Genomic DNA, 229 nt, shown 5'->3' on the forward strand with positions numbered 1-229 from the left:
GGTTCTAATTCTCTGTAATTTAGAAATAAAATAAAAATATTCACCGCAAAATAAATGAAAGTGAAAACGTAAAAATTCTTTATTTTTTTCACTTTTCTTTCCGCTTCCTTGTAACGAAGGTCGTTTTGATCTATATTTTCCATATTAGTAGTTTTTATCTTTTATCTTGTTTTTCTAAAATCTCTCTGATCTTTTTTTCTTCCCAGCCTTTACCGATTGCAAAAACACT

Annotated in this window: 1 protein-coding gene; it reads right to left on the reverse strand. The window is 27.5% G+C overall.

Translation table 11 applies throughout. The features are described from left to right. Positions 1-143 (reverse strand): 2TM domain-containing protein (locus SCA31_RS25840; RefSeq protein WP_410699784.1); only part of this gene is annotated, 143 nt, incomplete at its 3' end. Between the last annotated feature and the right edge of the window lie 86 nt (positions 144-229).

Origin of the sequence: Chryseobacterium sp. SIMBA_028, assembly GCF_046535285.1 — a bacterium.
Lineage (GTDB): Bacteria > Bacteroidota > Bacteroidia > Flavobacteriales > Weeksellaceae > Chryseobacterium.